The organism is [Clostridium] scindens (assembly GCF_019597925.1).
GTDB lineage: Bacteria > Bacillota > Clostridia > Lachnospirales > Lachnospiraceae > Clostridium_AP.
In genome coordinates this window covers 3177501-3200684 of the sequence record NZ_CP080442.1, presented here as the reverse complement: position 1 = coordinate 3200684, position 23184 = coordinate 3177501, and the positions used below count along the sequence as shown (strand labels likewise).

General features: G+C 48.8%; 25 protein-coding genes and 1 riboswitch (1 of these 26 cut by a window edge). Of the genes, 19 read left to right on the top strand and 6 right to left on the bottom strand.

Annotated elements, in window-relative coordinates; translation table 11 throughout:
- Positions 1–201: 201 nt before the first annotated feature.
- From K0036_RS15270 to mutY, 3 genes are all read left to right on the top strand, one after another.
- Positions 202–1074 (top strand): Rpn family recombination-promoting nuclease/putative transposase, encoded by an 873-nt coding sequence (locus tag K0036_RS15270; RefSeq protein ID WP_025642315.1) that lies wholly within the window; start codon positions 202–204, stop codon positions 1072–1074.
- 156 nt (positions 1075–1230) lie between these two features.
- A complete protein-coding gene (locus K0036_RS15265; protein WP_259283321.1) occupies positions 1231–2355 on the top strand; it encodes a DUF3878 family protein in 1125 nt (374 codons plus the stop codon).
- The gene (mutY, locus tag K0036_RS15260) at positions 2352–4109 is read left to right on the top strand and encodes an A/G-specific adenine glycosylase (protein WP_173694436.1); all 1758 of its coding nucleotides are present in this window, start codon (positions 2352–2354) and stop codon (positions 4107–4109) included. Before K0036_RS15265 ends, mutY begins: the two co-directional genes overlap by 4 nt.
- Positions 4110–4171: 62 nt before the next feature.
- On the opposite strand, the gene K0036_RS15255 is transcribed toward mutY, so the two are convergent.
- From K0036_RS15255 to K0036_RS15235, 5 genes are all read right to left on the bottom strand, one after another.
- A complete protein-coding gene (locus K0036_RS15255) occupies positions 4172–4594 on the bottom strand; it encodes a bacteriohemerythrin (protein WP_220430112.1) in 423 nt (140 codons plus the stop codon).
- 27 nt (positions 4595–4621) lie between these two features.
- Complete coding sequence (locus K0036_RS15250; RefSeq protein WP_173694435.1) at positions 4622–5290, bottom strand: phosphatase PAP2 family protein; 669 nt, start codon at positions 5288–5290, stop codon at positions 4622–4624.
- A gap of 98 nt (positions 5291–5388) precedes the next feature.
- On the bottom strand, positions 5389–6204 hold the full coding sequence (locus K0036_RS15245) for a glycerophosphodiester phosphodiesterase (RefSeq protein ID WP_044955195.1): 816 nt from the start codon (positions 6202–6204) through the stop codon (positions 5389–5391).
- A 20-nt stretch (positions 6205–6224) separates the two neighbouring features.
- A complete protein-coding gene (locus K0036_RS15240) occupies positions 6225–7148 on the bottom strand; it encodes a diacylglycerol/lipid kinase family protein (protein WP_025642327.1) in 924 nt (307 codons plus the stop codon).
- A 33-nt stretch (positions 7149–7181) separates the two neighbouring features.
- A complete protein-coding gene (locus tag K0036_RS15235; RefSeq protein ID WP_220430111.1) occupies positions 7182–7784 on the bottom strand; it encodes a TetR/AcrR family transcriptional regulator in 603 nt (200 codons plus the stop codon).
- Between the two features lie 223 nt (positions 7785–8007).
- Here K0036_RS15235 and K0036_RS15230 point away from each other — a divergent pair, with 223 nt between their 5' ends.
- The 7 genes from K0036_RS15230 (at position 8008) to K0036_RS15200 (ending at position 16521) form a co-directional block, all read left to right on the top strand.
- Positions 8008–10164, top strand: coding sequence for a Tex family protein (locus K0036_RS15230; RefSeq protein ID WP_025642331.1), 2157 nt, complete (start codon positions 8008–8010; stop codon positions 10162–10164).
- Positions 10165–10193: 29 nt separating this feature from the next.
- The gene (locus K0036_RS15225) at positions 10194–11051 is read left to right on the top strand and encodes a YitT family protein (RefSeq protein WP_220430110.1); all 858 of its coding nucleotides are present in this window, start codon (positions 10194–10196) and stop codon (positions 11049–11051) included.
- Positions 11052–11076: 25 nt separating this feature from the next.
- Positions 11077–12354: a serine dehydratase subunit alpha family protein gene (locus K0036_RS15220; protein WP_220430109.1), complete on the top strand. Its 1278-nt coding sequence runs from the start codon at positions 11077–11079 to the stop codon at positions 12352–12354.
- 23 nt (positions 12355–12377) lie between these two features.
- On the top strand, positions 12378–13538 hold the full coding sequence (locus K0036_RS15215) for a dicarboxylate/amino acid:cation symporter (protein WP_220430108.1): 1161 nt from the start codon (positions 12378–12380) through the stop codon (positions 13536–13538).
- A gap of 44 nt (positions 13539–13582) precedes the next feature.
- Positions 13583–14398 carry a MerR family transcriptional regulator gene (locus tag K0036_RS15210; RefSeq protein ID WP_173694429.1) on the top strand — a complete coding sequence of 272 codons (816 nt, stop codon included), beginning with the start codon at positions 13583–13585 and terminating at the stop codon, positions 14396–14398.
- Positions 14399–14506: 108 nt separating this feature from the next.
- Positions 14507–15559: an ornithine cyclodeaminase family protein gene (locus tag K0036_RS15205; RefSeq protein WP_025642340.1), complete on the top strand. Its 1053-nt coding sequence runs from the start codon at positions 14507–14509 to the stop codon at positions 15557–15559.
- 49 nt (positions 15560–15608) lie between these two features.
- Positions 15609–15736: riboswitch (FMN riboswitch) on the top strand.
- A 155-nt stretch (positions 15737–15891) separates the two neighbouring features.
- A complete protein-coding gene (locus K0036_RS15200; protein WP_025642342.1) occupies positions 15892–16521 on the top strand; it encodes an ECF transporter S component in 630 nt (209 codons plus the stop codon).
- Positions 16522–16595: 74 nt separating this feature from the next.
- Here K0036_RS15200 and K0036_RS15195 read toward each other — a convergent pair whose 3' ends face one another.
- A complete protein-coding gene (locus tag K0036_RS15195) occupies positions 16596–16964 on the bottom strand; it encodes a VOC family protein (RefSeq protein ID WP_025642343.1) in 369 nt (122 codons plus the stop codon).
- 146 nt (positions 16965–17110) lie between these two features.
- Between K0036_RS15195 and K0036_RS15190 the strand changes: the two genes are divergently transcribed.
- The 9 genes from K0036_RS15190 to ispD all read left to right on the top strand — a co-directional run.
- Entirely contained in the window at positions 17111–17626 is a 516-nt protein-coding gene (locus tag K0036_RS15190; RefSeq protein ID WP_173694427.1) for a YcxB family protein, read from the top strand.
- A gap of 15 nt (positions 17627–17641) precedes the next feature.
- Entirely contained in the window at positions 17642–18067 is a 426-nt protein-coding gene (gene tsaE, locus K0036_RS15185; protein ID WP_004607217.1) for a tRNA (adenosine(37)-N6)-threonylcarbamoyltransferase complex ATPase subunit type 1 TsaE, read from the top strand.
- Complete coding sequence (tsaB, locus tag K0036_RS15180) at positions 18055–18780, top strand: tRNA (adenosine(37)-N6)-threonylcarbamoyltransferase complex dimerization subunit type 1 TsaB (RefSeq protein ID WP_220430107.1); 726 nt, start codon at positions 18055–18057, stop codon at positions 18778–18780. Before tsaE ends, tsaB begins: the two co-directional genes overlap by 13 nt.
- A complete protein-coding gene (locus K0036_RS15175) occupies positions 18773–19807 on the top strand; it encodes a threonine aldolase family protein (RefSeq protein WP_220430106.1) in 1035 nt (344 codons plus the stop codon). The genes tsaB and K0036_RS15175 overlap by 8 nt, the downstream gene beginning before the upstream one ends.
- Position 19808: 1 nt before the next feature.
- A complete protein-coding gene (gene rimI / locus K0036_RS15170) occupies positions 19809–20252 on the top strand; it encodes a ribosomal protein S18-alanine N-acetyltransferase (protein ID WP_220430105.1) in 444 nt (147 codons plus the stop codon).
- Between the two features lie 106 nt (positions 20253–20358).
- Entirely contained in the window at positions 20359–20592 is a 234-nt protein-coding gene (locus tag K0036_RS15165) for a hypothetical protein (RefSeq protein WP_025642354.1), read from the top strand.
- Positions 20593–20600: 8 nt separating this feature from the next.
- Complete coding sequence (locus tag K0036_RS15160) at positions 20601–21509, top strand: ribonuclease Z (protein WP_025642356.1); 909 nt, start codon at positions 20601–20603, stop codon at positions 21507–21509.
- A 35-nt stretch (positions 21510–21544) separates the two neighbouring features.
- The gene (gene tsaD, locus K0036_RS15155) at positions 21545–22573 is read left to right on the top strand and encodes a tRNA (adenosine(37)-N6)-threonylcarbamoyltransferase complex transferase subunit TsaD (RefSeq protein WP_025642358.1); all 1029 of its coding nucleotides are present in this window, start codon (positions 21545–21547) and stop codon (positions 22571–22573) included.
- Between the two features lie 21 nt (positions 22574–22594).
- On the top strand, positions 22595–23184 hold the 5' portion of the coding sequence (gene ispD, locus K0036_RS15150; protein WP_025642360.1) for a 2-C-methyl-D-erythritol 4-phosphate cytidylyltransferase. It continues 145 nt past the right edge of the window; the window shows 590 of its 735 coding nt (coding positions 1–590); its start codon is at positions 22595–22597; its stop codon lies off the right edge, out of view.

Here is a 23184-nt window from a genome sequence, read left to right as displayed (position 1 = left end):
GCAAACAAAAGCCCAATGTATTAAAATAGATTCTATCAAGCCATATCTGGCGAGATTCATGGCCTTTCGGCCTTAATAATCCCTAATTGACAACCAAATACAGAGTAAGAAAGATGTTGTATATTCCAGGGAACATCCATATAATGAAAGTAGGACAAACATCCTTTGCCGCGTCTTTCTTACAGAGAAAGGAGCGGTAAGATGAGTGAATTTATAATGAAGCCCAAAGTAGACTTCTGCTTTAAGGAATTGATGGAGGAGCCGGAGGTGCGGCGAGGGTTTATCTCGGCGGTGCTTGGAATTAGGCCGGAAGAGATTATCCAGACTACACTGCTTCCTACCCATCTAAGGAAGGAAAGCCAGGAAGAGAAACTGGGAATCCTGGATGTGCGGGTTCTTCTTAATGGAGATATCCAGATTAATATGGAGATGCAGGTGGCGCCTTTTGAATTATGGGCGGAGCGGTCACTATTTTATTTGGGAAAAATGTATATTGACCAGATAAAAGAGGGGGAAGATTACGATGTACTAAAGAAGTGCATACATATAGGAATACTGGACTTTGTAATGTTCCAGGAAGATGAGGAGTTTTATTCAAGGTTCCATATCTGGGAGGATCAAAGGCATAGGAAGTATACGGATAAATTAGAAGTACACATACTGGAACTGCCCAAATTAGACAGATATAGATATCCGCAGACAGAATTACTAAAATGGGCACGCTTTATCAATGCAGAGAGGAAGGAGGATTTGGAGATGATAGCAAAGACGGATAAATTTCTGGGTAAGGCCTATGAGGCGTTAACGAATCTTAGCGCAGACGAGAAGAAGCGGCTGGAATATGAAGCACGGGAGAAAGCGATCAGGGACCATCACCACCAGATGAAGAGTAATTGGAACGCAGGACATGAGCAGGGACTAAAACAAGGGATAGAACAAGGAGAGAAGTCCGGGGAAGAACGTATGGCCCGGCTGGCCCAGCAGCTGATCCGGTCAGAGCGGCTGGAAGAACTGGAACGGGCAGTGGAGGATCAAGAATATAGAATGCTGCTGTTCGAAGAATTTCATATATAGGCGTGATGGCGGTATCTTTGTGAAAGCAGGGATGCCGCCTGATTATTTTGGCGCTTATTTTTATCGCTATCAGGTTGGCAAGAACACGGGGATGTAATATAATGAGTCTGTTCTTAACAAACTGATAGGTAAGAAAAGGGAGCAAGTATTAAATATATGATGCAAGAAGATAACGACAGGCGGTATTTCTATGGGGATATAGAAGGGCTACCGAAAGCCTTCTGCCGTCTTGCGGAGACATTTGAATACCAGGTCTTTGAACTGTGTAAAGGGAAAATGGAGAAGGAATACTATGTTCCGTATATGATGAACGATGCAGTGGAATGCTACTTGATTCTTAAGAACTGCCGGGTGGTTGGGGAGTTCCTTTTAGAGGAAAGCCTTGAGACGTCGGCAAGCCTTGCTGTGAATGACAAGGGCTATGTCCTAAGCATTCGACAGGGAAGCGAGAATGCGCTGACACTGTATTTTGACGATATGGAGGAAAGTATCCATTGCTATCAATATCATCAGATAGGGCATTTCTGGGTAAAGGGACAAGAGCAGTGGCGCCAGCTGGTGTATATGTTAGGGACGGTCTATGATAAATATGAATATCTGGGCGATGCAGTCTTGAACCAAAAGGAAAAGGAACTGCTGGGAGTGATAGAATTCGCACCTTTTCGGGAGTGGTCGCCAATCAGGGAGTCTCTCGAAGGCAGGTATCCGGCCACCTATGAGGGAATAGACCGGATGATGGCGCTTGCCAGGGAAGCAGGCGATATCTCATTTGTAAGGCTGCTGCGCATTTACTACAAGCATCCTTCTAAGAGGGTGGAATATTTCCTAAGCCGGAGGCTCCTTTCGCATAAGCGTGAGAAACTTTATGTTTTGATCTGGCATAAGTTAAAGGCTGCGTCGGAAGCATATGATGAGAGGGATTATGGAAGCAGCCAGAATGAAGATATTAAGACGAAACGCAGAGTCATTGATTCTCGTCTGCAAAGCGAGGGATACTCGGGCAAATATCCAGAATATCGGAAGGGAGATGTTCAGATTATAGTGACGGAGGAGCATCCATTTACGATTATGGAGTCCGAGGAGTTCGTTTTCCGCACTCAGTTTATGGTATCGAAATGCATAAAATCTGTAAAAGGCGGCAGAAACAGCGGCTTTTTTACTGGCTGGGGAAGGCAGGGCAAAGTAGAAGATACGCTGGAGGCTTCATTAAGAGAAGCAGATAGAATGGGACAAACGAAGCCGCAGGCGCATCAAGAAGCAGTGAAAGGAGAAGACAGATGAGATACAAGAGCATCATACCGGGGATATTCCTGGAACGGCCCAACCGGTTTATTGCATATATCGAAATAGATGGGAAAAGGGAGACCGTCCATGTAAAGAATACCGGACGCTGCGCGGAACTTTTAAAAGCCGGAGCCAGGGTTTATCTGCAGGAGTCCGATAATCCAGACAGAAAAACCAGATGGGATCTGATCGCGGTGGAGAAAGAGGATGCAAAGGGGAATACCAAATTAATAAATATGGATTCCCAGGTGCCAAACCAAGTGGTTAAGGAATGGATTGAAAAAGGCGGCCTGATCAAAGGAGCAACTTTGGTAAAGCCCGAGTATACTTATGGCAATTCCAGGATAGACCTGTATGTAGAGACGAATGAACGGAAGATATTGATCGAGGTCAAAGGGGTGACGCTGGAAGAAGAGGGAAGAGTGCGTTTTCCCGATGCCCCAAGCGAACGTGCCGTGAAGCATGTAGAAGAGTTGAAAGCCGCGGTAAGGCAAGGTTATGAAGCCTATGTGTTTTTTGTCATCCAGATGAGAGATGTCCGCTACTTTACGCCCAATGCGGATACCCATCCGGCGTTCGCGAAAGCCTTAAGGGAAGCGGCCGGGGACGGCGTCCGCGTGGTTGCCTATGACTGCGAGGTAAGCCCTGACGCGATCCAAATTGCCGAAGAGGTGCCGGTGGTGCTTGAGAATCCAATCCTGCACGAGATGGCAGAGCCTCTTATGGCGTGGTACCGCAATCATAAGCGGGATCTTCCGTGGAGGAAGAATCCGGACGCCTACCGGGTGTGGGTGTCTGAGATTATGCTTCAGCAGACCCGGGTGGAGGCGGTAAAGTCTTATTATGAGAGATTCTTACGAGAACTCCCGACAGTAGAGGCACTTGCAAGGGCAGAAGAAGATACGCTCCTGAAACTATGGGAAGGCCTCGGCTACTATAACCGGGTAAGAAACATGCAAAAAGCCGCCCAGCAGATCATGATAGACTATCATGGCCGTTTTCCGGATACTTATGAAGAGATCCGTTCTTTAAAAGGAATCGGCAATTATACGGCTGGGGCTATCAGCGCATTTGCCTTTGGCATCCCCAAGCCAGCGGTGGACGGCAATGTGCTCCGCGTGGTATCCAGGCTTACGGGAAGCCGGGAGGATATCATGAAGCAGAGCGTGCGCAAGAAGATGGAGGAGGCATTGGAGAAGGTGATTCCGGCGGATGGAGCCAGCGATTTTAACCAAGGGCTGATCGAACTGGGAGCTATCGTGTGCGTGCCTAACGGTGAGCCGAAATGCGGCGAATGTCCAGTGGCACATCTATGCGAGGCGAGGAAGCAGGGGACGACCTGCGAAATACCGGTAAAGAGCAAGGGGAAAGCCCGGAAGATGGAGAAGCGGACCGTGCTTCTATTTAAGGATGGACAGAGGCTTGCGATACAGAAGAGGCCGTCTAAGGGACTTCTTGCAGGACTGTATGAATTCCCGAACGAGCCTGGCCACATGACGATGAAAGAAGTAACAGAATACAGCAAATCCATCGGCCTAATGCCCATCCGTGTAAAGAAGCTGGAGACGGCAAAGCATATCTTCAGCCATATCGAATGGCATATGACCGGCTATGAAGTAATGGTAGATGAGTTGGAGAAGACGAACCAGAAAGATTTTCTTTTCATACATCCGGAAGAAATCGAGAAGAAATATTCTATGCCTTCTGCGTTTGAGAAATATACCCGTTACGCAGGAATCAAGAAAGACTAAAGGATGCAGGAATATAAGAAACCGGCCTCTGTACAGAGGCCGGTTATTTGTATCAGTGGGATCTACAGACGCTCATTGTTCTCGCGCATGAATTTATATTCAGCAACGGAACGGTCGAAGCCCTCGATATGGGTATAGAACCATTTTACAATGTTTTCTTCTACCTTTTCAACGAACGCGTTGGATGGGCCTTCTTCTTCCTGCAGCATCTCTTCTAAATCCTTGATGGTGTTCTTGAATATCTCGTGCTGCGCAATATGCTTTTCGTAGCCCGGATAGTCGATATCTCTTTGCAGCTGTTCTTCTGCCTTGAAATGGTAATCTGTGTAGTCCTCAAGATAGTCCAGCGTCTTTACTGCGGTTAACTTGTCATTTCCATTCTCGCAGCTTTCCAGAAGCTGGTTCATTTTTTCGATTAGTTCCTTGTGCTGGGAATCTATCATTTCATTGCCTGTGATAAGATTTTCACTGAATTCTGCATTCATAATTGGTATCCTCCTCTTATAGAATGGTTAGATTGGCTGGTGTGATAACTTTGGCGCTTTCTTTTCCTGTGTCACGTATACGAACGGATAGATAATGCATGCCATCGCAATGGCAGCGATAACGTCCGTCACGGAATGCTGCTTCAAGAATACGGTGGACATTATAATCAGCATAGCCAGCAGGTAAGCGCTGCATTGTACCATGCGGTGCTTCTTCAAGGCATTGCTGTGGGCAATCGCGATGCTGACGCCGATGGAGTTGAATACGTGTATGCTTGGCAGCACGTTGGTCGGCGTATCCGTACTGTATAGGGTTTTGACGAGATCAACAAAAATATTATTTCTTTCAAATACAACAGGACGAAGATTCAGCCCGTTCGGGAAGAACGTGCATATCAGCAGGAAAAGCGTCATTCCGGTGAATAAGAATGCGCACAGCCGATAGAAACCCCATTTGTCCGTAAAGAAAAAGTAGCCTACCGTTACGGCAATAAATAGAAACCATAATAGATAGGGAACTATAAAATATTCTACGAAAGGAATATAATTGTCGATCGGCGAGTGGATGATATAATAATCGACTCCGGTACGCCTCTCCAGGTACAGAAACCATGGCATATAGATGAATGCGTATAAGAACACCCATGCATGACTATAGCGTTTTACTATCTTTTTCGTTGCTTCTATGGCTTTCATAGTGATTTCCCCTTTTAAGCCCCTTGTTAAAATATATTCATGGTTCACCACGGATTATAACATGAAAAAGGGTAATCAACAATAATGTTCATTATTTGTTAATAATTTTCATAGGATTTTTCAAAAATCTGAATATCATAGCACTTTTTCCCGTCAAAAAGCGCCTCGGGAGTCTTAAGCGTCCATACAGCAACCGGCGTATGGAAGATATGCTTCAATATCCAGACGTTCATCACAGGGAGGTCTGCCAGTTTATAAGATATAAAGTCAGGCCTGCCAAGGAAGTTTGCAAGCAGATACTTGACCATGAATTTTAAGAACCAGGATTCCCGGGTCTTTTTGGCGGTCAGGTTGGATGAAAGCTGGCCTCTTAACAGATCCGTGGCATGAAGCTTGAACCAGCGAAGTCCCATGGTGTTGAAGGACTGGATCAGAAAGGGGCCCTGATAGTTTCGCATTTGTCTTAAGACTTCTTCGCATATCTGAAGGGAGGCGGTTGGAATCTTAAGTTCTATCAGCAAGGGAACCCGGCCTCTTACAAGAGTGAGCACATCCTCAAACATGGGGATCGTTTCATCCGTATCTAAAAGAGTGCAGGAAGACAGTTCCAGGGAAGTCAGTTCTTCCACCGTTTCAGTTCTTTTGCACATGCGTTCCAGCGTATCGTCGTGGAAGACGGCAAGACGGCCGTCTTTTGTCAGGTGAAGATCCAGTTCAATGCCATATCCTCTGGCGATGGCGGCACGAAACGCCTTCATAGAATTTTCCGGTATGCCTCGCTCCTTGCAGTGATAGCCCCTGTGGGCGAACATGGTGCCGGAAAAGGCGCGCATGGCATCGCGGCGGGAGAGCCTGGGCGCGAGGGCAAATAGATAGAGCAGGATGACTGCGATCGTGATGATAAGCCATATCATGGCAGTAACCTCCGTTATTCTTATTCGGGAGCACCGATAATGCGTAATTTTTCTGGCTCAAGGCATGCCTTTATCCGTTTCTGCAGGAAAATGGGCTCTCCGTCCGCGTGTACGGGCAGCGCCTTTTCGCTGATGATTTCAATCTCTTTGCAGGTATAGATGTGAATGCCTCTAAAAAATACGTGCCATCCCTTAAACGCAGTGGGGAGAAGCGCAAGCGCCTTGATCTTGGGCATGTCTGAGATGACGATGATATCCAGAAGATCATCCTTGCAGTCTGCTTTGGGGCAGAACTTAAAGCCGCCGCCTTCATAGGCCAGATTCATGGCAGTGGCAAAGTATACTTTATGGAAATCCAGTTTCCGGGTGCCGTCCATGATTACCGTCATATCCTTCGGATCAAGGGATATCATGCGGTGAAGGGCGACTCCTGCATAAGAAAGTTTCCCCAATTTTATCTTGTTTAGAAAGACTTTCAGACGGGATACCATAACTTCATGACAAACCCCCGCGTCAAATCCAAGTCCAGTGCTTACGGAAAAGCGCCGTCTTTTATCCCCGTATTCGAGCACGCCGATATTGATCGCAAGATGGCGGACGGGTGCCAGGATATTTTCAAGCGCCTTCAAAGGGTCGGCAGGAAGTCCTAAGCCCCGCGCAAAATCGTTGCTTGACCCGATCGGAATATAGCCCAGCGTGACGTTTGCCAGGCAGTCAATGCCGTTGATCACTTCATTCACCGTTCCATCGCCACCCAGCACGATAATATTGTGACGCTCATGGTCAGAGGTGATCTGTCGGACGATCTTGGTGGCGTGCTGCTGGTATTTTGTAAAATATACCTGGTAGGTGACGCCTCGTTTTTTCAGAACGGTCTCGATATCATCCCATATCTTATGCCCCAGCCCGGAGCGGGCGTTGGGATTGGTTATGAATATATACATAATCTTCCTCCTGACATATGGTTATGGAAGCCTTTAGAACAGGCCGTCTAAATAAATTCTAAGCGTGCGCCTCATGTTGCCTTCAAAGTCTGCCTCGCCGCTTTTTAAGCACCATTCAAACACGTTGCCAATGACGATCATGCGGATATCCGTGGTGATATCTTCCAGATCCAGATCCGGCTTTATAATGTCCGCATCAATGGCTTTTTGCAGATAATTGTGGACCGTGACGATCGGATAGGGCCTTTCCGTACGGATCAATGGGTTTAAGGACTGGTTCTTAGGCGTATAATAATTGGACATGAATTCTACGCCCAATTCCTGACAGTAATGCACGTAATTTAAGTACACTTGGATGATCGCGGCCTTGGCCTCCGCGGCATTTCGGGGCATATCCAGAAGATCAGGATTGATGCTGGGCTGTTCTTCGATATAGTAGGACAGAAGATCATCCTTAGTCTTGAAATGGTGATAGAAACTTCCGTTGGAAACGCCGGCCTCTTCGCAGATATTCTTGATAGAAAGCTGCTCATATCCCTGCTTTTGGAGGATATGCTTGGCGGCGCGGAAGATTTTTGCCTTGGTTTCTTTTGACTTCAATTGCTGCTTTGACAGTTCTTGCGTTACCTGATTCATAGTTTATATTCCCCTTTGAAGTACCTCTGTTAGTTTGTCTTAAGTATATCATAGTGGAGAGGGGATTTCAACAAAACAGAGTGAACTCGGTATTCTCTGAATCAGATAAGATAGCCTGCCATAAAGGACTGTCCTGAAAGAGGCATGCATTGCGGTTTAGGGAAAATTCGGTTATAATTATCAGCAACAGGCATTACATCATTAGCAGGAAAGGATACATGACATGGATATTAATCAGAAAATCACAGAAGAACTTGGAGTAAAGAGATGGCAAGTAGATGCCGCCGTCAAACTGATTGACGAAGGCAACACGATCCCATTTATTGCACGATATAGAAAAGAAGCCACAGGCACCCTGGATGACGAACAGCTGCGAAGGCTTCATGAGAGACTGACGTATCTTCGAAACCTGGAAGAGAAAAAGGAGCAGGTACTTTCCAGCATCGAAGAGCAAGGCAAGCTTACGGAAGAATTAAAGCAGCAGATACTGGCAGCAGAAACCCTGGTGGTAGTGGAAGACTTATACCGGCCATATCGGCCGAAGCGGCGGACGAGAGCCACGATTGCCAAAGAAAAGGGGCTGGAGCCGCTGGCTGCCATCATCAGCCTTCAAAAGACTGACAAGCCGGTGGAAGATCTGGCAAAAGAGTTCATAAATCCGGACAAAGAAGTACATACTGTAGAAGAGGCTATTGCAGGCGCAAAAGATATCATTGCCGAAAACATATCGGATGAGGCAGATTACCGTATCTGGATCAGGAAGATCACCATGCAGAAAGGACGAGTCATCTCTGCAGCCAAGGATGAGAAGGCAGAATCCGTCTATGAGATGTATTATGACTTTGAAGAGCCGGTAGGCAGACTGGCAGGACACAGGATTCTTGCGCTGAACCGGGGAGAGAAGGAAAAGTTCCTGACGGTGAAGATTGAAGCGCCGGAAGAAGATATCATACGCTATCTGCAGAAGAAGACGATCCATGGAGAGAATCCATATACAACGCCGATCCTTAAAGATGTAACGGAAGACAGTTACAAGCGCCTGATCGCGCCGGCCATTGAACGGGAGATACGAAGCGAGCTGACCGAGAGGGCAGAAGACGGAGCCATCGAAGTATTTAAAAAGAATCTGGAACAGCTTCTGATGCAGCCTCCGATCGTAGGGCAGACCGTTCTTGGATGGGATCCGGCATTCCGCACTGGCTGCAAGCTGGCGGTGGTGGATCCTACCGGAAAAGTCATCGGAACGACGGTCATCTATCCTACGGCGCCAACCACGCCGCAGAAGATCCAGGCGTCCAAAGATCTGCTGAAGAAGATTATAAAGAAGTATAATATTACGCTGATTTCTGTAGGAAATGGAACGGCGTCCAGGGAATCGGAGATGTTCATCGTGGAATTGCTTAAAGAGATCCCTCAGAAGGTGCAGTACGTTATCGTAAATGAAGCGGGCGCTTCCGTATATTCCGCAAGCAAGCTGGCTTCTGAGGAATTCCCCAAGTTCGACGTGGGACAAAGAAGCGCGACCTCCATTGCCCGCCGTCTCCAGGATCCTCTGGCAGAACTGGTGAAGATTGATCCTAAGTCCATAGGCGTGGGACAGTACCAGCATGATATGAACCAGAAGAAGTTGAGCGAGGCCCTCTCTGGCGTCGTGGAGGACTGCGTAAATAAGGTAGGCGTTGATCTGAATACGGCATCCGCCCCTCTATTGGCCTACATCTCCGGCATATCCGCGGCGATCGCAAAGAACATCGTTGCGTACCGGGAGGAAAACGGCAGGTTTACCAGCCGCAGGCAGCTTCTGAAAGTGGCAAAGCTAGGCCCCAAGGCCTACGAGCAATGTGCCGGATTCATGCGGATCCAAGGAGGGGACAATCCTCTGGATGGAACCAGCGTGCATCCGGAGTCCTATGAGGCAGCCGAAAGACTGCTTATGAAGCAGGGATTTAAGCCGGAAGATATAGATGGGGGAAAACTCACTGGCTTATCTCTTACCATCAAGAATTACAAACCCCTTGCCGAAGAATTGGGGATCGGCGAGATTACCTTGAAGGATATCGTAAAGGAATTGGAAAAACCAGCCCGGGATCCCCGTGATGAGATGCCAAAGCCCATCCTAAGGACGGATGTTCTGGAAATGAAGGATCTGACGGAAGGAATGGTATTAAAGGGAACCGTCAGAAACGTCATCGACTTTGGCGTATTCGTAGACATCGGCGTCCATCAGGACGGCCTGGTACATATCTCCGAGATAACGGACAAAAAATTTATCAAGCACCCGCTTGAGGTTGTGAGCGTAGGAGATATCGTTGATGTAAAAGTCTTAAGCGTAGATCTTAAGAAGAAGCGGATCCAGCTTACGATGAAGGGCATCTCATAATAATATAGAAGAGAGGGTACCGGCAAGAGATGAAGAGGAGTTGGAAGAAGAGCCTGAAGACATTGGCAGGCGTATTGGCAGGAAATGCGATACTGGCAGCAGCCGTGGCCGCCTTCATAGTGCCCAACGGGATCATCATGGGAGGCGCTACCGGCATCGGCCTTGCTATAAGCCATTATCTGCCTGTGGATCTTTCTTTGATCATTTTCTGCGTAAATGCAGTCCTCTTTATCCTGGGGGCTTTGATTCTGGGGAAGACCTTTATTGTCACCACGATCATCAGCACGTTCGTTTATCCTGCATTTCTGTCGGCAATGCAAGCAATTCCAGGAATCACCAGATTGACGGACAATGTCATGCTTGCTACCATATATGGAGGAGTCCTGCTGGGAATTGGCGTGGGTCTGATCGTGCGGGTGGGGGCATCCACAGGAGGAACGGATATTCTGGCGCTGGTGCTGAATCGATGGGTTCATGTATCGGTGGCCGTGCTGCTATACATCGTGGATTTCCTCGTCCTTAGTCTCCAGGCATTCTTCTCGGACTCCGAACAGATCTTGTATGGCATACTTGCGCTGGTGCTCAATACGCTAATCCTGAACCGTGTCATGCTGATGGGAAAATCCCAGATCCAGCTGTTTGTCATATCGGACAAGTACGAAGAAGTCAAACGCCGGATGCTTTTGGAGGTAGACGTAGGAGCCACTATGGTGCACATCGAGACGGGATATGGGCACCGTCAGCAGAAGGGCGTGCTGTGCGTGATTCCCGGGCGAAAACTGTATTTAGTAAATGAAATGATTCAGAATATAGACCCCAAGGCCTTCATAACGATTTCCCAGATCAATGGAGTACGCGGACGGGGATTTACAATGGAAAGGAATTAAATTCATTTGCAAAGGAGAGGTTAGTATGAAGAGAACGGACGAAAAGTATCAGGCATATGTCCAGATACTGAAAGAAGAACTGGTTCCTGCGATGGGATGTACGGAGCCCATTGCCCTTGCGTATGCGGCGGCGAAAGCGAGGGAGGTACTGGGATGCCTGCCGGATAAGGTAGTGATCGAAGCCAGCGGCAGCATAATCAAGAACGTAAAGAGCGTCATCGTACCCAATACCAATCACCTCAAAGGAATTCCGGCGGCAGCGACAGCGGGGATTATAGCGGGCAGAGCCGAGAAGGAATTAGAGGTGATCGCGCAAGTAAGCAAGGAGCAGATGGAGCGGATGGTGGAATTTCTAAATACGGCATCCATCAGCGTCCGGCATGTGGACAATGGGATTACCTTTGATATCCAGGTCACCGTAGGTAAAGGGGATTCCTACGCGAAGGTGCGGATCGCCAACTACCATACCAATATCGTGCTGATTGAAAAGGACGGGGAAGTGCGCTACTTTGTACCGGTGGAGGGCGAGAAGGAAGAAGGATTGACGGACAGAAGCATTCTGAATGTAGAGGATATCTGGGAATTCATCAATATCGTTGACGTGGAGGACATCCGGGAAATCATCACAAGACAGATTAATTACAACACCGCTATTGCAAACGAAGGACTCAGGGGCGACTATGGAGCCAACATCGGAAGCGTTCTTCTGGATACATATGGCGATGACGTGCGCACGAGAGCGAAGGCGATGGCAGCGGCAGGCTCTGATGCCCGTATGAACGGATGCGAGCTGCCGGTCATCATCAACGCGGGAAGCGGCAATCAGGGGATGACCTGCTCCCTGCCTGTGCTTGAATACGGAAAAGAACTGAACTCGGGAGAGGAGAAGGTGTACCGGGCACTGGCGCTGTCCAACTTGATCGCCATCCACCAGAAGACGGGAATTGGCAGGCTGTCGGCCTACTGCGGGGCGGTCAGCGCCGGGGCGGCAGCAGGAGCAGGAATCGCTTACTTGTGCGGTGGCGGCTATGAGGAAGTTATCCACACGGTGGTCAATGCCCTGGCAATCGTATCCGGCATGGTCTGCGATGGGGCAAAAGCCTCCTGCGCGGCCAAGATAGCGGCATCCGTTGACGCGGGCATTCTGGGCTATAATATGTACCTGCGGGGGCAGCAGTTCTATGCAGGCGACGGGATCGTGACAAAGGGAGTGGAGGCGACCATACACAATATCGGCCGTCTTGGGAAAGAAGGAATGAAAGAGACGAACGAAGAGATTATTAAGATGATGATTGAAGAATAAACAGACTTATAGGAGAGACATCAATGAAAAGAATCATGAAAAGCCTGCCAGCCAGGCTGATACTGGGCGTCATTATAGGCATCGCGGCAGGGCTTGCGGCGAACGAAGCATTTATGAATATCGTGGTAACTGTTAAATACATCCTTGGAGAACTGATCACCTTCTGCGTACCGCTGATTATTATCGGCTTCATCGCGCCGTCCATTACCAAGCTGGGGAACAATGCTTCCCGCATGCTGGGCGTGGCTATTGTGATTGCATATGCTTCTTCGGTCCTGGCGGCACTGGGATCCATGGCGGCAGGATACGGGATAATCCCGCATCTGTCAATCGTATCTGAAATAGATGGTTTGAAGGAACTTCCAGAGGTAATATTCCAGCTGGATATTCCGCAGATCATGCCAGTCATGAGCGCGCTGGTACTGTCGGTCATGCTGGGACTTGGCGCGGCGTGGACCAAGGCGGAGACGATAACCTTGGTTCTGGATGAATTCCAGAAGATCGTACTGGACATTGTAACGAAGATCGTAATACCGATTCTTCCGGTGTTTATCGGATTTACCTTCTGCAGTCTTGCCTATGAAGGCACGATAACAAAGCAGCTTCCTGTATTTATCCAGGTGGTGCTGATCGTGATGGCGGGCCATTATATCTGGCTTGCAATTCTCTACGGGGCGGCGGGCATCTATGCAAAAGAGAATCCATGGAAGGTCCTTAAGAATTACGGGCCAGCCTATATCACGGCGGTAGGCACCATGTCTTCTGCGGCAACTTTGGCTGTGGCATTAAGGTGTGCCAAGAAGTCCCAGCCTCCGCTGAAAGAGGATATGGTTGACTTTGGGATTCCGCTGTTTGCCAATATCCACCTGTGCGGCTCTGTCCTGACAGAAGTATTTTTTGTCATGACGGTATCGCAGGTTCTGTATGGAACCATCCCTTCCTTGGGGACTATGGTGCTGTTCTGCCTGCTGCTTGGAGCATTCGCGATTGGCGCGCCGGGAGTTCCAGGAGGAACCGTCATGGCATCCCTTGGCCTGATTATCGGCATCCTTGGATTTGATGAGTCTGGCACAGCCCTGATGCTGACCGTATTCGCGCTCCAGGATAGTTTTGGAACGGCATGCAATGTTACCGGAGATGGAGCGCTTACTTTGATGCTGACAGGCTACGCCAGAAAAAATTAGAGCGATACAATGTTTATCCTTTTTCAGCAGGAAAGGGTGGGAATATGGAACGAAAGTATACCGTTGGAGAAGTGAGCCGTATTACCGGCGTAAGCAAGGATACACTGCGCTTTTATGACAAGATTGACTTGTTCAAGCCCAAGTACGTGGATCCCGGCAATGGCTACAGGTATTATACCTATGACCAGTTCTGGAGGATTGACGCGATCACTTGCCTGCGCAGGCTTAATATATCCATCGGAAAGATCAAAGATATCCTGTCGTCCCGCAACAATGATATGGTGATGGAACTTATGAAGGAGCATCAGAAGGAAGCCTTGTATCTGAGCGAATATTACCTGCATGTGGCAGAGGATATCGACTGGTATGCAACGCAGCATGCGCAGATTCATGAAGCCGGAAAAGGCTCGGATGTACAGGTCAGATATCTGCCTGAGAGAAAGGTCATATATGGGGCGAATGTTGAGGATGCCAAAGCCTATCATCTAAAACTCCAGGAGAACTGCCGGGCGGCAACCGAACATCACAACTCCTTCAGAAGAAAATATGGATTTGTCCTGGATGCATCCTGGATCAAACAGGATGGCTTCGTGAAGACAGCAGAGTATATAGAGTTTTTTGATGACAGGATAAATGAATCTGTAGACCCGGCCTATGTGATGACTCTTCCCTTCGGGAAATATGCCTGCTGCGTGGTAAATGTCGTGAATGACCGCACGGACTTTTCGGTTCTTAAAGACTGGATGGAGGAGAACAAAGTCACGGCAAAGTTTGTAATAGCAGACGAGATCGGATTGCAGTTATTTGAATATCTGGATTATGGATACCCCTGCGAGGTCAAGGTATTGCTGGAATATTGATAAATAAATATTTAAATTGACATTGGAGCCGCTCCAACCTTTATGATTAAGATAGATAAAGAGTTGGAGCGGCTTTTGCTTTCAATATTGAATGAAGGAGGTATTCATATGGCATATGAAGCGACAAAAGACCAGCTGGAGGCATTTCAGAAGGAACACGATTATCTGAAAAGCAAGCTGGAACTGGGAAAAGAGATCCTGTGGCTTACGCAGGAGGAATGCATTAAGGCAGGTCCTGACGTGGCGGAGACGTTGGGACTGATCCATAAAGCCATGGAAGCACATGGAAAGAAACGGTATGAGATGCCCGCCAAGATCGGCATCCACCCATACGAAGATGTGTTCTACCATGCAATGCCCGCCTACGTGCCGGACAGTCTCGCCTGCGGCGTGAAATGGATCGAGTGCTATCCAAGGAATCCAAAGGATTTCGGACTCCCGCAGACGACAGGATTGCTGATCCTCAATGATATCATGACGGGAATCCCTGTGGCGGTAATGGATTCGGCCTGGATTACGGCTATGCGTACGCCTGCGCTGACATCCCTTGCGGCAGCGGCGCTGCATCCGGACGCAAAGACGTTCGGAATGTTCGGGTGCGGCGTGCAGGGAACAGGACACGTCAGATATATCGTCAAGGCGCTCAAGGAATTGGAGAAGATCTATATCTATGACGTGAGAAGCGAGAATATGGACCGGCTGATCCAGGAAGTAGAAGGAGAAGTAAGCGTCCCCATTGTAAAGGCTGCGAGCCCGGAAGAATTGGTGGCCAGCTGCGAGGTTATGAGCTCGGCTACGATTATCCTCAGGGATCCGTTGAAAGTCGTAAAGAAAGAGTGGGTAAGGAAGGGACAGACCATCATCCCCTGCGACCTGAATACCTTCTGGGATCCCGAGATATGCCGCATGGCGGATAAATACATCGTGGACAGCAAGGAAGAGCATAAACTGTTTGAAGGTATGGGATACTTTCCGGACGGCCTGGCTCCAATCACCTGCGAGACTGGAGAAGTCATCGCGGGAGTACATCCAGGGCGTACGGACCGCGAAGAACTGATCGTGTGCAGCAATATCGGCATATCCGTATGTGATATGGTAATGGGGCAGGCAATCTTCGCAAGAGCGCTGGAACAGGGGATTGGACGAATACTGCCGCTATAAAGGTATTGCATATTGGGACCGAAGGAGTTATAATAGGAGAGAACTGAAAGAGATTCTTCGGGGTCGGGTGCAAATCCCAACCGGCGGTATAGTCCGCGACCCGGCGCAGCAGTCTGCGCTGGCTGATCTGGTGCAATTCCGGAACCGACAGTAAAGTCTGGATGAGAGAAGAATTATGTAATGACAAGTTATGGTGCAATCAGACCCCGATGCCAAGGCATCGGGGTTTTTTATGCAATATGATGCATCATGGACTGGCGGCAGTTACATGGTTCCAAGAAGATATTCTTTCTTTGACAGTTTCAATTTTCATTAAAAAGGAGAGAAAGAAAATGAGTACAGATGTGATTACAAACGCAAACGCAAAATCAAGAACAAAGGTAAGGATGATGGTTCAGATCGGAATGCTGGCGGCGATTTCCGTCGTGCTGATGCAGTTCGAGGTGCCCCTTCCCTTTGCTCCGGCATTCTACAAGATTGACTTCAGCGAGGTACCGGTTCTGGTAGGATGTTTTGCAATGGGACCATTCGCCGGCGCAGTCATAGAATTGATCAAGATCATACTGCATGTGGCGATCAGCGGAACAACAACCGCAGGCGTCGGGGATGTGGCCAACTTCCTGATTGGGTGCGCATTTATCGTTCCGGCAGGACTTATCTATAAGAAGAAAAAGACCAGGAATGGGGCGATTGTCGGTATGGCGGCAGGAACCGTATTTATGACGGTAGTAGGCTGCTTCTTGAATGCATTCGTCCTTCTACCCACTTACGCAAAAGCGTTTGGGATGCCCATTGACGCGCTGGTAGGAATGGGAAGCGCGATCAATGGCAAGATTACGGGACTGTCCACTTTCGTGGTGTTTGCTGTGGCGCCATTTAATCTGCTTAAAGGCGTGCTGGTATCCATGATCGTATTTTTGATCTATAAGAAGATCAGTCCGATCTTCAAGATGGGACATTAATCCTCTTGGAATCATACAAGTTTTAAAAACAGAGCCGCCCGGAAACAGCATTTTGCTGATCCAGGCGGCTTTCATTATCTGGCCGGGCAGATCTCGATCCAGTATCCGTCCGGGTCGCTGATGAAATAGATTCCCATATCAGGATTCTCAAAGCAGATGCAGCCCATCTCTTCATGAAGCGCATGTGCCGCGTCCATGTCATCTGTCCGCATGGCAAGGTGGAATTCGTTGTCGCCCAGGTTATAAGGCCTGTCCATATCTCTGAGCCAGGTAAGTTCCAGCAGATGGGGAGTGTCTCCATCACCCAGGAATACCAGCTTGAAACTTCCGTCGTCGGCCTCCTTTTCTCTGGTGATAGCAAGGCCAAGAGCCTTCTGGTAAAACGCTACCGACTTTTCCAAATCTAATACGTTAATATTGTTGTGGTAAAATGTGAATTTCATGAATCTGTCCTCCTCAAACGATGTTGTCATTGAATACAAAATTAGTATATCATCAGTGGCAGAAGAAAAAAAGATATGCTATAATTAAAAATAGTTTATCTATCAAGAGGGAGCGTAAATGAGCAAAAGAGACAGGAGGAAGGAATATGCCGGTAAAAGTAGAAGTAAAGCTGGACGTAGATTCAATGGCGGATTTTATGGTATATAATATTTACACTAGCGGGCCGGGAATGGTGGCTCTGATACTGGGAGTCCTGAATATGGGGCTTGCGGTAAGTTTTATTATGAAAGGGGATTTTTTACTGGTGCTGATGTTTCTTGCATTTGCATTCCTGATACTGGGCATTTTCCCATACCTTATTAGAAGAAAAGTGGCAAAGCAGATGCAGAACTCCAAGAAGCTTGGCGCGCTTGTGACCTATGAATTTGACGACGGAGGCATTACGACAACGACTGCCGATGACAGCGGCAAGGCTTCCTGGAGTAAGTTCAAGAGGGCGGTTGCCAGGAAGAGGATTATCATATTGTATACGGCGGAAAAGCAGGCTATCGTACTTCCCATCGACCAGATGGGGGATCAGTATACAGCAGTGGTGGATCTGATCTATGCAAACATGCCAGCGCCTGCGGTGAGAATCCGCCGGATGGATGGAAAGAAATAGGAAGGGTTTTAAAGAATGGTGATAGAATCCAATTGCGAGAAAGAGACGTATGAACTGGGCTGCCGGCTGGGGCAAGAGGCCCGGGCTGGCCAGGTCTATACGCTGGTGGGTGATCTGGGAGTAGGCAAAACTGTATTTACGAAAGGGCTGGCAGCGGGGCTTGGCATCGAGGAGCCGGTAAGCAGCCCTACATTTACCATTGTGCAGGTATATGAGGAAGGGCGTCTGCCCTTCTATCATTTTGATGTCTACCGGATCGGCGATGTAGAAGAGATGGACGAGGTTGGCTTCGAAGACTATGTCTATGGCGAGGGCGTAAGTCTTATCGAATGGGCCAACCTGATTGAAGAGATACTTCCGCAGCATTATACAGAAGTAAAGATAGAGAAGGATTTGGAAAAAGGATTTGATTATCGGAGGATAAGCATATGCGAATATTAGCATTGGACAGTTCCGGCCTGGTTGCAAGCGTGGCAGTGGTGGAAGGCGGCGTGCTGGAGGCGCAGACGATTGCCGAATATACGGTAAATTATAAGAAGACCCATTCGCAGACGCTTCTTCCCATGCTGGATGAAGTGGCAAGGATGACGGAACTGGATCTAAATAGCATGGATGCTATTGCCGTGGCGGCAGGCCCCGGATCTTTTACCGGGCTTCGGATAGGCTCGGCCACTGCCAAAGGACTTGGGCTTGCGCTTGATAAGCCGCTGATTCATATTCCTACCCTGGAGGGGCTGGCTTATAATTTGTGCGGCACCGATCATATCGTCTGTCCGATCATGGATGCCAGACGAGGACAAGTCTATGCGGGAATCTATGAATTTGATAATGACAGGCTGATCGTGCTGGAAGATCAGATGGCGGTTGGCATAGAGGAATTGGGGCAACGGCTTCATTCCTATGACAGGAAGGTCGTATTCCTGGGAGACGGAGTACCGGTCTTCAAGGAGGCGCTGATAGAGCGGATCATGGCAGGCAGGGAGATCACATTTGCGCCCGCCCATCTGAACCGCCAGCGGGCGGCGGCAGTGGGGGCGCTTGCCATAAGATATTATAGAGAAGGAAAGATGGAGACAGCCGCAGAGCATCAGCCGGATTATCTGCGGGTATCCCAGGCAGAACGAGAACGGAAAGAGAGGTTAGGTCATGATTAGATTTCAATGTGATTATCAGGAAGGGGCACATCCTTCTATATTAAAGAAGATGGAAGAGACAAATTATGAACAGACGGTAGGGTATGGCAACGATCCATACTGCGAGAGTGCCAGGAAGAAGATTCGGGAACTGTGCAATGCGCCGGAGGCTGACGTGCACTTCTTGGTAGGCGGAACGCAGACGAATTTTACTGTGATCAGCGCAATCCTGCGCCCATATCAGGGAGCGCTTGCGGCAGTATCCGGCCATATCAATGTCCATGAGACCGGGGCGATTGAGGCCACGGGACACAAGGTGCTTGCATTGCTGAGCGAGGATGGAAAGATTACGGCGGCTCAGGTCAGGGAAGCATACGAGGCACATTGGAATGATGCGGACCATGAACATATCGTACAGCCGGGAATGGTGTACATATCCCATCCTACGGAGAATGGCACGCTGTATGAGAAGGAAGAATTGCAGGCACTGTCAAGAACCTGTAGGGAACTGGGACTTCCATTATTCCTGGATGGGGCCAGGCTGGGCTATGGGCTGATGTCAGAAAAGAGTTCCCTGGGGCTTTCGGAGATCGCTGAACTTACGGATGTATTCTATATCGGAGGCACGAAAGTGGGCGCTTTGTTCGGCGAGGCAGTCGTGATCACGAATCCGGCGCTTAAGAAGGATTTCCGCTATCTGATCAAGCAGCATGGAGGGATGCTTGCCAAGGGCAGGCTTCTGGGTATCCAGTTCGACGTGCTGTTCACAGATAATCTTTATTTTGATATTGCAAAAGGCGCGGATGAATTGGCGATGCGACTTAAGGCGGCATTTTTGGAGAAGGGGTATGGCCTGCGCTATGATTCCTATACCAACCAGCAGTTCCCGATTCTCCCGAATGAGCATCTTGAGAAACTGAAGGAAAAATATTCTTACGGCTTCTGGGAGGCTGTGGATGATTCTCACAGCGCGGTTCGCTTCTGTACCAGCTGGGCGACAAAGAAAGAAGCAGTAGATGCGCTGATTGCGGATATCGAGGCTTTATAGGATGCTGACGGTTAGGACAGTGAAGGAACAGGAGATCGAGGAGATTGCCAGGATTGAGCAGGAGATATTTCCAGACCCCTGGAGCCTGAAGGCCCTTCGGGATACCTGGAACCAGAAACAGGCGCGGATATTAGGCGCGTGGCTGGACGGGCAGATGGCAGGATACGTGATCGTTTATTTTGCGGCAGATGAAAGCGAGATTGCCCGGATAGCCGTGGATGAAAAGTTTCGGAGGCAAGGGGTTGCCGGGGCGATGCTTGATGAGATGGAAAGTGTCTTAGCCGGCAAGGGCATTGCAAAGCTGATGCTGGATGTAAGGAAAAGCAATGCGGCGGCGCTTGGATTCTATTATAGCCGTGGCTTTAAGGAAGACGGAATCCGCAAAAACTTCTATACGAATCCTACAGAAGATGCTATACTTATGAGTCGTGGACTTGGAAGATAACTGGCAGCACTGACAGCAGTTCCCACTAGGAAAAACCGATGGGCACAGATATAATGAAGGCGTAGCAAGAAAGAAGAAGTGATAGGATACTCACAGGAGGAATTGTATGCGCCAGTATAGAAAAGAGATAGAAGAGACAAAGAAGATAGAGAAGATCATATGCAATAAATGTGGCAGGGAGATTGAAGTCAAAGGAGGGGTTCCCCAGGAGGATGTGCTGGAAGTAAACAAGCGCTGGGGATATTTCTCCAGGAAGGATAACCAGATAGATCAATTCGACCTCTGCGAAGACTGCTATGATGAATTGGTAAAAAGTTTTCAAATCAAAGTAGGAAATTGAGGTAAAATATGTTAGATGTATGTTTGTTAGGAACGGGCGGCATGATGCCGCTTCCATACCGCTGGCTTACGGCGCTTATGGTGCGGTATAACGGCAGCAGCGTGCTGATTGACTGCGGGGAAGGAACGCAGATTGCGATTAAGGAAAAGGGATGGAGTTTCAAGCCGATCGATGTCATCTGTTTTACCCATTACCATGGGGATCATATCAGCGGGCTTCCGGGGCTTCTCCTTACGATGGGGAATGCCGACCGGACAGAGCCGTTGACCTTAGTGGGGCCGAAAGGCCTGGAGCGGGTAGTGAATTCATTGCGGGTCATTGCGCCTGAGCTGCCGTTTTCTATCAAATATATAGAGATTACAGAGCCGGAGCAGACATTCGAGATGAATGGCTACCGGCTAAAAGCATTTCGAGTCAACCACAATGTGACCTGTTACGGCTATAGCATGGAGATTGACCGGGCCGGGAAGTTTGACGTGGAGCGGGCAAATGCGGCAGGCATTCCGCAGAAATACTGGGGAATACTGCAAAAGGGCGAGCCGGTGGAAGAAGGCGGCAACGTCTATACGCCGGATATGGTGCTGGGCCCTGCCCGCAAAGGCATCAAACTGACATACTGTACGGATACCCGCCCCACGGAATCCATGAAGAATAATGCGGCTGGGTCGGATCTATTCATATGCGAGGGCATGTACGGCGAGAAAGACAAACTAAAAAAAGCAAAAGAATACAAGCATATGACCTTCTATGAAGCAGCCCAGGTTGCGAAAGAGGCAGGCGTTAAGGAGATGTGGCTGACTCATTATAGTCCTTCCCTGACCAGGCCGGAAGAATATATGGACGAAGTAAGAGCCATATTCCCCCAAGCGATCGCGGCAAAGGATCGCAGAAGCGCGGAACTTGTATTTTCTGATTAATATAGATTCGGAAGCAATGATGAAAGGCTTTGATTATGAGTGAGAAAAAAGATGTATTGATTCTGGCAATTGAAAGTTCCTGTGATGAGACGGCGGCAGCCGTCGTAAAAAATGGCAGGGAAGTCCTGTCTAATATCATATCTTCTCAGATTGACCTGCATACGCTGTATGGGGGAGTGGTTCCTGAGATCGCTTCCAGAAAGCATATAGAGAAGATCAACCAGGTGATAGAGACAGCGCTTAGGGAAGCCCACGCTACCCTGGCTGACATAGACGCAATTGGCGTGACCTATGGACCGGGACTTGTCGGCGCGCTTCTGGTAGGCGTAGCCGAGGCAAAGGCGATTGCCTACGCGGCTAAAAAGCCCTTGGTGGGCGTCCATCATATTGAGGGACATATTGCGGCAAATTTTATCGAGCATAAGGATTTGGAGCCGCCTTTCTTTTCCCTGGTAGTGTCTGGAGGCCATACCCATCTGGTACGGGTGAAGGACTACGGAAAATTCGATATTATCGGCAGGACAAGGGATGACGCGGCTGGAGAGGCATTTGACAAGGTGGCGCGGGCAATCGGGCTTGGCTACCCTGGCGGGCCGAAGATTGACAAGGTGTCCAAAGAAGGGAATCCAGAGGCCATTGCATTTCCAAGAGCCCATGTGGAGGACGCGCCCTATGACTTCAGCTTCAGCGGGGTAAAGTCTGCCGTGCTCAATTACATCAATGGATGCAAGATGAAAGGGGAAGCGTACAGCCAGGCTGATATTGCGGCTTCCTTCCAGAAAGCAGTCACGGACGTGCTGGTGGCAAATGCCATGCATGCAGTGGAAGAATATCAGGTTGACAAATTCGCCATCGCAGGAGGGGTTGCTTCCAACAGCGCGTTAAGAGAAGCCATGAAAGAAGCATGCCAGGAGCGGGGCGTGAAGTTCTATTATCCATCTCCAATCTACTGTACGGATAATGCGGCCATGATCGGAGTGGCAGCATACTATGAATATAGGAATGGAACAAGGCATGGATGGGACCTGAATGCTGTTCCAAACCTGAAATTAGGAGAAAGATAGGAAGTATTGGGGATATACATTATGGAAGCAAAAGATAAGAAGCGGTGTACGGCAATCATACTGGCGGCAGGCCAGGGAAGGCGGATGGGCGCTGATGTGCAGAAGCAGTATATAGAACTGGAAGGGAAGCCAGTAATCTATTATACCTTGAAAGCCTTTCAGGATTCGGAAGTCATTGACGACATCATACTGGCCGTGGGATCAGAAGAGGAGATCCACGACTGCAGCGAACTTGTACAAGAGTATCAGTTTACTAAGGTGGATGCCATAGTGCTTGGAGGAAAGGAACGCTATGATTCTGTATGGCAGGCGCTAAAGGTTATTCGGGACGGCGGACTGAAGGTTAAGAACCAGGATGGCTACGTATTTATACATGACGGGGTAAGACTATTCGTAGATGGAGATATCATCAGGCGGGGCTATGAGACCGTCCGGGAATATAAGGCCTGCGTGGCGGGAATGCCGTGCAAGGATACGATCAAGCTGGTGGATGAGGATGACTGTACGGTACAGACGCCGAAGAGAAAATACGTGCGTGCGGTACAGACGCCACAAGTTTTTGAAACTTCTCTGATTATTGAAGCATATTCCAGGCTAATGCGGGAAGACTC